The organism is Streptomyces sp. NPDC018026, from assembly GCF_044327745.1.
Classification (GTDB): domain Bacteria; phylum Actinomycetota; class Actinomycetes; order Streptomycetales; family Streptomycetaceae; genus Streptomyces; species Streptomyces rubrogriseus.
This window is the reverse complement of sequence record NZ_JBIRFY010000038.1, coordinates 1-7,591: the sequence shown is the minus strand read 5'-3', so window position 1 is coordinate 7,591 and position 7,591 is coordinate 1. Positions and strand designations below refer to the sequence as shown.

The 7,591-nt window shown below is 73.3% G+C and carries 2 protein-coding genes; both read left to right on the top strand.

Annotation, left to right across the window (positions count from 1 at the left end; genetic code table 11):
* Window positions 1-5,052, top strand: a 5,052-nt coding sequence (locus ACH4D3_RS41045) for an amino acid adenylation domain-containing protein (RefSeq protein ID WP_398332864.1), incomplete at its 5' end; no start/stop codon positions are given.
* Window positions 5,049-7,591: amino acid adenylation domain-containing protein (locus ACH4D3_RS41040; protein WP_398332863.1), on the top strand; the 2,543-nt coding region annotated here is incomplete at its 3' end. The genes ACH4D3_RS41045 and ACH4D3_RS41040, both read left to right, overlap by 4 nt.

Genomic DNA, 7,591 nt, shown 5'->3' with positions numbered 1-7,591 from the left:
AAACTCGACCGCACCGCCCTCCCCGCCCCCGCACACACCGCATCCACCACCGGACGCGCACCCCGCACCCCCCGCGAAGAAATCCTCTGCACCCTCTTCGCCGAAGTCCTCTCCGTCGACCACATCACCATCGACGACAACTTCTTCGACCTCGGCGGACACTCCCTCCTCGCCACCCGCCTCGTCTCCCGCGCCCGCACCGCACTCGGCGTCGAACTGTCCATCCGGCAGTTCTTCGAGACGCCGACGATCGCCGGGCTGTCGGGTGCGTTCGACCGGGCCGGTCGTGCGCGGGCCGCGCTCACCGCGAGGCCGCGTCCCGAGCGCATCCCGCTCTCCTACGCCCAGCAACGCCTCTGGTTCCTCCACCAGCTCGAAGGACCCTCGGCCACCTACAACATCCCCACCACCCTCCGCCTCACCGGCACCCTCGACCCCCACGCCCTGCACGACGCCCTCAACGACCTCCTCGCCCGCCACGAAAGCCTGCGCACCACCTACACCGAGGACGATCAGGGCCCCCGTCAGGTGATCCACGTCTGGGAGCCCGGCATGCTGCCGCTCGGCGTGGTCGACACCGGGGAGGGTGAGCTGGACGCGGTGCTCTCCGCGGGGGTGCATCACGCGTTCGACCTCACGGCGGACGTCCCGGTGCGGGCCACGCTGTTCCGGATCTCGGAGCAGGAGCACGTACTGCTGCTGCTCATCCACCACATCGCCACCGACGCCTGGTCCCGCACCCCGCTGGGTCACGACCTCGCCGCCGCCTACTCGGCGCGCTGTGCGGGCGACGTACCGGCGTGGGAGCCGCTGCCCGTGCAGTACGCCGACTACGCGCTCTGGCAGCGGGAGGTCCTCGGCGACGAGGCCGACGCCGACGCTCCCGCGGGGAGGCAACTCGCCTACTGGAAGGGGCAGCTCGCGGGCCTGCCCGAGCAGCTCGACCTCCCCGTCGACCGGCCCCGGCCGGCCGTGGCGAGCCAGGACGGCGACCGCGTCGCCTTCTCGCTCGACGCGGACCTGTACGTGCGGCTGACCGAGCTGGCCAGGGCCACGCACTCGAGTACGTTCATGGTGGTGCAGGCGGCGCTCGCCGTGCTGCTGACCCGGCTGGGCGCGGGCGAGGACATCCCGATCGGCACCCCGGTCGCCGGACGTACCGACGACGCGACGGAGAACCTGGTCGGCTTCTTCGTGAACACGCTCGTCCTGCGCAACGACACCAGCGGCAACCCCACCTTCCGGGAGCTGCTGGAGGACACCCGCCGCACCGACCTGGCCGCCTACGCGCACCAGGACCTCCCCTTCGAGCGGCTGGTCGAGGCAGTGAACCCGGCCCGTACGCTGGCGCACCACCCGCTCTTCCAGGTGATGCTGATCCTGAGCACGGCGGAGACGGACCCGGACGCCTCGCTGGCGCTGCCGGGGCTGCGGGTCGACGCGGAGCGCAGCCGGCTCGGGGCGGCCAAGGTCGACCTGGCGTTCGCGCTCGCCGAGGTCCGGGACGGCGAGGGCCGGAGCACCGGGCTGACGGGTGCGCTGGACTTCCGGACCGACCTGTTCGACCGTTCCACGGCCCGGTCCCTGGTGGAGCGGTTCGTGCGGACGCTGGAAGCGGTCGTCGCCGATCCCGGTGTGCGGCTGTCCCGGGTGCCGGTGCTGAGCGGGTCCGAACGGCTCTCGCTGCTCGGCCGGGGAACCGGCCCCCTGCTGGAGGGCCTGGACGGGACGCTGCCCGAACTGTTCGCGGAGCAGGCGCAGCGGACGCCCGGGGCACCGGCCCTGGTACGGGGCGGGACGACGGTGTCGTACGCCGAACTCGACCTGCGCACGAACCGGCTGGCCCGGCTGCTGCGGCAGCAGGGGGTGCGGCCGGGTACGCCGGTGGTCATGCTGATGGAGCGGTCGCCCGCCCATGTCGTGGCGACGCTGGCCATCGCCAAGGCGGGCGGCGCCTACGTGCCCCTGCACGACACGTATCCCCTCGACCGGATGCGGCACGTGGTGTCGGACACCGCCGCGACGCTGATCCTCACCGACCGGGCCGAGGCGGCGCGGGCCGGGCAGTTGGGCGCGCGGGTGATGGTGGTCGACGAGTTCGGCGCTGCCGCCACCTCCGGCTCGGAGGCCGACGCGGACCCCGGCTCCGGCTCCGGCACCGGCTCGCACTCCGGGTACGTCGACGACGCCCCGCAGGTGGGCCTGCGGCCGCAGGATCTCGCCTACGTGATGTACACCTCCGGGTCCACCGGAGTGCCGAAGGGCGTCGCGGTCACCCACCGCGGGGTCGTGGACCTGGTCCGCGACCACTGCTGGCGGCCGGGCGTCCACCAGCGGGTGCTGCTGCACGCCCCGCACGCCTTCGACGTGTCCTGCTACGAGATGTGGGTGCCCCTGGTCTCGGGCGGAACGGTCGTCGTGGCACCGCCCGGACACCTGGACCCGGCCGCGATCACCGATCTGATCACCGCTCACGACATCACCGCGATCCACCTCACCGCGGGCTTCTTCCGGGTCGTCGCGGAGGAGGCACCGGAGTGCTTCGCCGGGGTGCGGGAGGTGCTGACCGGCGGTGACGTGGTCTCGCCCGCCGCGGTGGCCCGGGTCCTCGCACACAACCCGCGCGTCGTGCTGCGTCACCTGTACGGGCCGACCGAGACGACGTTGTGCGTCACGCAGCACGAGGTCACCGCGCCGTACGAGGCCGGCGGCAGCCTGCCGGTCGGGCGGCCGACGGGGAACACCCGGGCCTACGTCCTCGACCGGTACCTCCAGCCGGTACCGGCCGGCGTGCCGGGCGAGCTGTTCATCTCCGGCTCCGGTCTGGCGCGCGGCTACCTGGACCGTCCCGGCCTGACCTGTGAGCGGTTCGTCGCCGATCCGTACGGCGGGTCCGGCGAGCGGATGTACCGCACGGGCGACCTGGTCCGCCACAACGCGGCGGGCGAACTGGAGTACCTGGCCCGCGCCGACGACCAGGTCAAGATCCGCGGCTTCCGGGTGGAGCTGGGCGAGATCGAGACGGTCCTGTCCACGCGCCCGGAGCTGGCCCAGGCCGCCGTGGTCGTCCGCGAGGACCGGCCCGGCGACCGGCGCCTGGTCGGCTACGTGGTGGCCGCGGCGGGCCGGGACGGCGAGGTGGACCCGGACGCGCTGCGCGCCTTCTCCCGCCAGGCGCTGCCGGACTACATGGTGCCGTCGGCGTTCGTGGTCCTCGGCAGCCTGCCGCTGACCGCCAACGGAAAGCTGGACCGCAAGGCGCTGCCCGCGCCCGACTACGGGGCGGCGTCCACCGGGCGGGCCGCCCGCACCCCCGCCGAGGAGCTGCTGTGCACGCTCTTCGCCGAGGTGCTCGGCCTGTCCGCGGTGGGCGTCGACGACGGGTTCTTCGATCTGGGCGGCGACAGCATCCTGTCCATCCAGCTCGTCAGCCGGGCCCGCGCCGCCGGACTCGCCCTCGCCGTCCGTGACGTCTTCGAGCACCAGTCGACGGCCCGGCTGGCCGCCGCGCTGACGGACCGGGCCGACGCGGCCTGCGTGCCGGAGGCCGAAGCGGTGCCGCCGTACGGTCCCGCCCCGCTGACCCCCGTGATGGCCCGTACCGCCGAACTGGGTCTGGGCGGCGACGACTTCAACCAGTCGGTCGTGGTGTCCCTGCCGCCCGCGGTGGACCGGGACCGGCTCGTTTCGGCCCTGCAGCGCGTGCTCGACCACCATGACGCGCTGCGCCTGCGCGTCCTGCCCGACGGGAGCACGGAGGTACGCGCACCGGGCAGTGTCCCGGCCGCGGACGTCCTGCGCGTCGTCACGCGGGGCCCCGGCGCCACCGGCGAGGAGCGCGACGCCCTGCTCGCGGAGGCGGCGTGCGCCGCACGGGACCGCCTCGCACCGGCCGAGGGCCGCATGTTCCAGGCGGTCCTGGTCGACGGCACGCACGGAACGGACCGAACGAATGGAACGGACGGAACGGACGGTGTGCTGGTCCTGGTCGCCCACCACCTGGTGGTCGACTCGGTGACGTGGAGCATCGTCGTACCGGACCTCGCCGCGGCCTACCGGGGCGAGGAGCCCGCCCCGGTGGGCACCTCCTGGCGGCAGTGGGCCACCTCACTGCGAACGCTGGCCGCCGACCCGCGCGTCGAGGCGGAGACGGCCCACTGGGAGCACACGCTCGCCGGGGCGGGCACGCTGCGGCTGGACCGCGGTCGCGATCTCCAGGGCGACGCCGGACGCATCGGCCTCGACCTGGCCCCGCACACGACCGAGGCCCTGCTCACGCGCATGCCGGGGGGCGTCAACGCGAGCGTGCACGACGTCCTGCTGACCGGCTTCGCGTTCGCCGTCGCCGGGTGGCGGCGCGGGCGCGGCGAGGACCCTGACGCGCCCGTCGTACTCGACCTGGAGAGCCACGGCCGCCACGAGGAAGCGGTCCCGGGCTCCGAACTCAGCCGTACGGCGGGCTGGTTCACGTCGATGTACCCGGTGCGGCTGGCGCCGGACGTCGCCGACTGGGCGCGGCTGCACCAGGACGCCGACGCGCTCCGGGACGGCCTCAAGCAGGTGAAGGAACAGTTGCGGTCCGTACCGGGCGACGGCCTCGGCCACGGCCTGCTGCGCCACCTCAACCCCACCGCGGGGCCCCGCCTCGCGCGCCTGCCCGAGCCCGACTTCGGCTTCAACTACCTGGGCCGCCGGATCACCCCGGCCACCGGCACCCCGGAGCCGTGGAGCATCACGGGCGGCGGTCTTGCCGCCTCGCGGCCCGCGGCGCCGTTGGCCCACGCGGTGGAGCTGAGCGCCGTCGTCCACGAGGGGGCGGACGGCCCCCGACTGCGCGCGGAGTGGACCTACGCGCGCCGCCTGGTCCCCGATCACGAGGCCCGCCGCCTGGCCGAGGAATGGTTCCGGGCGCTGGAGGCCCTGGTAGAGGAGGCCGGCCGGTCCGGCACCGGCGGCCTGACCCCGTCCGACGTGACCCTCGGCTCGCTCAGCCAGTCCGAGATCGAGGAATTTGAGTCCGACCTTGAGTCCGAGTGGGAGATTGAGCAGTGAGCCAGCAACCGACCCGTGCGCGCGGCAAGATCGAAGACATCCTTCCGCTCTCCCCGCTGCAAGAGGGCTTCGTGTTCCTCGGGCTGCTGCACACCGAGGGGCCCGACCTCTACATCGGCCAGGTGGCCTTCGACCTGGAGGGCCCATTCGACAGCGCCCGGATGCGCGGGGCGGCCGGGGCCCTGCTGCGCCGGCACGCCAACCTGCGCGCCGGGTTTCGGCAGCGCAAGAACGGGGCCTGGGCCCAACTGGTCCTGCGTGAGGTCGATCTGCCGTGGCGGGACGCCGACCTGAGCGCGCTGCCCGAGGAGGAGCGCCGGGCGGAGGCCGACCGGCTCGCCGCCGCCGACCGTGCCCGACGCTTCGACCTGGGCCGCCCCCCGCTGCTGCGCTTCACCGCGATCCGGCTGTCCGCCGACCGCGTCCGGCTGGTGATGACCAACCACCACATCGTGCTGGACGGCTGGTCCATGCCGGTCCTGCTGCGCGAACTCATGGCGCTCTACGCCGCCGAGGGCGACCCCTCCGCGCTCCCCCGGGTCCGTCCCTACCGCGACTACCTGGCCTGGCTCGGCGCCCGCGACCGGGACGCCGCCCGCGACGCCTGGCAGCGGTCCCTGTCCGGGCTCGACGAGGCCACCCTCCTCGCCGCCGACGCCGGTCCGGCGCCGACCGCCCCCGCACAGGTGTCCTTCACCGTGGACTCCGAGGTCAGCGGCGCGCTGTCGGCCTGGGCACGGGGTCAGGGCGTGACCATGAACACGGTGGTCCAGGGCGCCTGGGCCCTCGCGCTGGCCCAGGCCACCGGACGCGACGACGTCGTCTTCGGCGCCACCGTCTCCGGCCGCCCGCCCGAACTGCCCGGCGTCGAGTCCATGATCGGCCTGTTCATCAACACCCTGCCCGTCCGCGCCCGCCTCGACCAGGCCGAACCCCTCGGCGACCTCTTCCGCCGCCTCCAGACCGAACAGGCCCGCCTCCTGGACCACCAGTGGCCCGGACTCGCCGACATCCAGCACTGGGCCGGACACGGCGAACTCTTCGACACCGCCATGGTCTTCCAGAACTACCCGGTCGAGGAGGGCGACCTCACCGCCCCCGCCGACCCGGACCGGCTCCGGGTCGCCTCGGCCGACATCAAGGGCGGCACGCACTTCGCCGTCAACGTCGTCGCGACGATGCGCGGCGCCGAACTGTCCTTCCGCGTCGACTACCGCCCCGACCTCTACGACGAGGCGTACGCGCGCGACTTCGGCCGACGGATGCTGCGGGTACTGGAGACCCTGATCTCCGACTCGCACCGTCCGGTGGCCCACCTGGACACCCTCGACCCGGCCGCGCGGGAGCGGGTCCTGGTGGAGTGGAACGGGGCCCTGACCGAGCTTCCGGGGACGCCGCTGCACGAGTTGATCAGCGAGCAGGCCCGCTTGACGCCGGACGCCGCAGCGGTGGTGTGCGACGGCACCACCCTGACCTACGCCGAGCTGGACAGGCGCGCCAACCAACTCGCCCGGCACCTGCTCGAACAGGGCCTCGGCGCCGAGGACTTCGTCGCGATCGCGCTGCCCAGGTCGCTGGACGCGGTGACCAGCATGCTGGCCGTGCTGAAGACCGGCGCCGCCTACCTGCCCATCGACCCCGACTACCCCGCCGAGCGCATCGCCTACATGCTCGACGACGCCCGGCCCGCCCTGATCCTCACGGAGCCGGTGGACGCCGCTGCGTATGCCAGCCGTCCCGACGGTCCGCTCACGGACGCGGAGCGCCGTAGCCCGTGGTCGGCGCGGCACGCGGCCTACATGATCTACACCTCCGGCTCCACCGGCCGCCCCAAGGGCGTCGTCATCGAACACCACGCCCTGGCCACCTACCTCCACCGCGCCCGCACCACCTACACCGCCATGACCGGCGCCACCGTCCTCCACTCGCCACTGGCCTTCGACCTCACCATCACCGCCCTGTGGACCCCCCTGACAAGCGGCGGCACGGTCCACCTCACCAGCCTCGAAGAGTCGGACACTCAACCGAGTCTGATCAAGGCCACCCCCAGCCACCTCCCCCTGCTCACCACACTCCCCGAGACGGCATCCCCGTCCCACACCCTCATCCTCGGCGGCGAATCCCTCCACACCGACCACCTCGCCACCTGGCGGACCCAGCACCCCGGCGTCCAGATCATCAACGCCTACGGCCCCACCGAATCCACCGTCAACATCACCGACCACCACCTCGACAGCACGGAAGAAGGCGCCGTCCCCATCGGACGCCCCTTCGCCAACACCCAGGTCTACGTCCTGGATTCAGCCCTGCGCCCCGTCGCCCCCGGCGTCACTGGCGAGCTGTACCTCGCGGGCGAACAGCTCGCCCGCGGATACCTCGGCCGCCCCGCCCTCACCGCCGAACGCTTCACCGCCAACCCCCACAGCAGCATCCCCGGCGCCCGTATGTACCGCACCGGCGACCTCGCCCACTGGAACCACCACGGCCACCTCACCTACGACGGACGCGCCGACCACCAGATCAAACTCCGCGGCCACCG